Here is a 1,870-nt window from a genome sequence, read left to right on the forward strand (position 1 = left end):
TGCCCTCCTCGACCACGGCTCCCTCGGAACGCGGGAAGAACTCGTACCAGGCGCCGTACAACGCCCGCTCACGCTCCACCAGCAGAGGCATCGGCGCCGAGCGGGTGAGCCGTTCGCGCAGCGGGCGTTCCGCGAGGGCGCTGGTCACCTCGGGCGTGAGGGCGGCTGCGAGACGGTCCGCCGGCGGCAGGGAGTCGTCGCCGAGGGCGCGCGCCGCGGCCTGCACCGCCGACCGCTTCGCCGGGTTCGGTACGCCGGCGGCGGCGCGCTCGTGCAGGGCCGCGCCCTCCTCCAGCATGAGCCCGGTGTCGATACCGGCCGGGACCTTGATCCCGGCGGCGTGACGCCAGGCGGTGACCGGGTCGCTCCACGCCTCCACCTGGTACGTCCAACGGCCGGCCGTTTCCGGTGTGACGTCGGCGCCCCAGCGGTCGCTGCCCGGTGCGAGTTCCCGCATCGGGGTCCAGGGGCCGGGGCGGCCGTCCGGGTCGCGCAGGACGACGTTCGCGGCGACCGCGTCGTGCCCCTCGCCGAAGAGCGTGGCGGTCACGCGGAAGGTCTCACCGGCGACGGCCTTCGCCGGGCGTCCGCCGCACTCGACGACGGGATGGACCTCAACGATCGGGATACGGCCACTGATCCGGTCTGCCTTCATGTGCTTCGCCTCCGTCGTCCTCGAATCCGTCGTCGTCGACCTCGCTCGTGCAGGGAGAGCTTGCGGTCACCCCCGCGTCGGCGCGGCCCGGTGCCTTGCGGGGATCATCCGTGACCGCCGACGACGGTGCCGCAGGCCCCGCCGCCCTGCATTCGGACGGGCGAGGCCGAGTTCCCACGGAGGTAGTGCTCGGCGGCGTCCGCCGCCTCCCGTGCGCAGCGCTTCCCCATCAGGACGCACAGCGTGTATCCGGTGTTCTCGAAGTAGCCCCGCACCGTGTGGTCGGTGGGGGCTGCGAGCAGCAGGCGTTCCCAGGCCCGATAACGCTCCAGATGTCTGGCGACCTCGGGTTTGGCAGGCAGCAGCATCGTGCTGGTCACCTTCCCACTCTCTCGGGTGCGCACGGTTGGCCGGGACGGTCCGCGGCGGTCGCGCACGGAGGGCACCCGCGGGTGACCGCGGGCGAACCTTTCACCCATGGTGCCCGCGCGGACACCGAGTGTCCTGTTGGATCTTGAACGGAGGATGGTCGGCGAGCCGCTCTCGTGTTGCACGAATGGAGTAGCACTTGCACCCTGGGACTGACTCAGGAGCGATCACCGCTCACGCTTCGTGTTCGGGGCTCGGCCCGCAAGGGCGAGAACGAAGCGGGAGCTTCGCCAGCGAGGAGCCAACGACAATGAAAGCAGTGCCCTGCTACTACTACCTCGACGTGGAGGTCAGCCCGGAGCGGGTCGGGCAGGTCAGGCGCATCCTGGCCGCCCATCTCCGCTACTGGAACCTGGACACGCTCGTCGAGCCCGTCGGCCACTGTGCCGAAGCGTTGCTGCACACGATCGACGAGCACGCGCCGGACAAGAACACGACCATCGAGATGTGGTGGAACGGCCAGCACCTGATCACGGCCGTGTCCGACAACGACCAGGACATCGGCCCGCACTACGCCCCGCAGGGCTGCCTGGCGCAGATCGCGGCGCTGAGCGACGGCTGGGGGTGCTGTGCCACCGGCGCCGGAGGAAAGATCATCTGGTTCTCCTGGCGAGCCCGTGCCGCGGAACGCGCTCCGCTGGTCCCTGCCGTGCCCGTCCCCAGCCTGCGGGAGGCACGCCGGACGCCTTGTCTGCTGCCGGAACCGGCTCTGACCCGTCCGGACGGGTCGGGCTCCCTCGTCGGCGTGGCGTCGAACGCCGGCGGCTGACGGCAACCCGCCGCGAG

Annotated in this window: 3 protein-coding genes; 1 reads left to right on the forward strand and 2 read right to left on the reverse strand. The window is 71.3% G+C overall.

All coding sequences use genetic code 11. From position 1 onward, the window contains the following. Together ABZS97_RS43880 and ABZS97_RS43885 are read right to left on the reverse strand one after the other, a co-directional pair. On the reverse strand, positions 1 to 655 hold a 655-nt coding region (locus ABZS97_RS43880; RefSeq protein WP_356149672.1), incomplete at its 3' end, for a maltotransferase domain-containing protein. 104 nt (positions 656 to 759) lie between these two features. After that, positions 760 to 1,023 (reverse strand): DUF5133 domain-containing protein, encoded by a 264-nt coding sequence (locus ABZS97_RS43885; protein ID WP_356149678.1) that lies wholly within the window; start codon positions 1,021 to 1,023, stop codon positions 760 to 762. Between the two features lie 311 nt (positions 1,024 to 1,334). Here ABZS97_RS43885 and ABZS97_RS43890 point away from each other — a divergent pair, with 311 nt between their 5' ends. Further along, a complete protein-coding gene (locus ABZS97_RS43890; protein ID WP_356149675.1) occupies positions 1,335 to 1,853 on the forward strand; it encodes a pep a2 in 519 nt (172 codons plus the stop codon). The last annotated feature ends 17 nt before the right edge of the window (positions 1,854 to 1,870 follow it).

This window comes from Streptomyces sp. NPDC005485 (genome assembly GCF_040606085.1).
Taxonomy (GTDB): Bacteria; Actinomycetota; Actinomycetes; order Streptomycetales; family Streptomycetaceae; genus Streptomyces.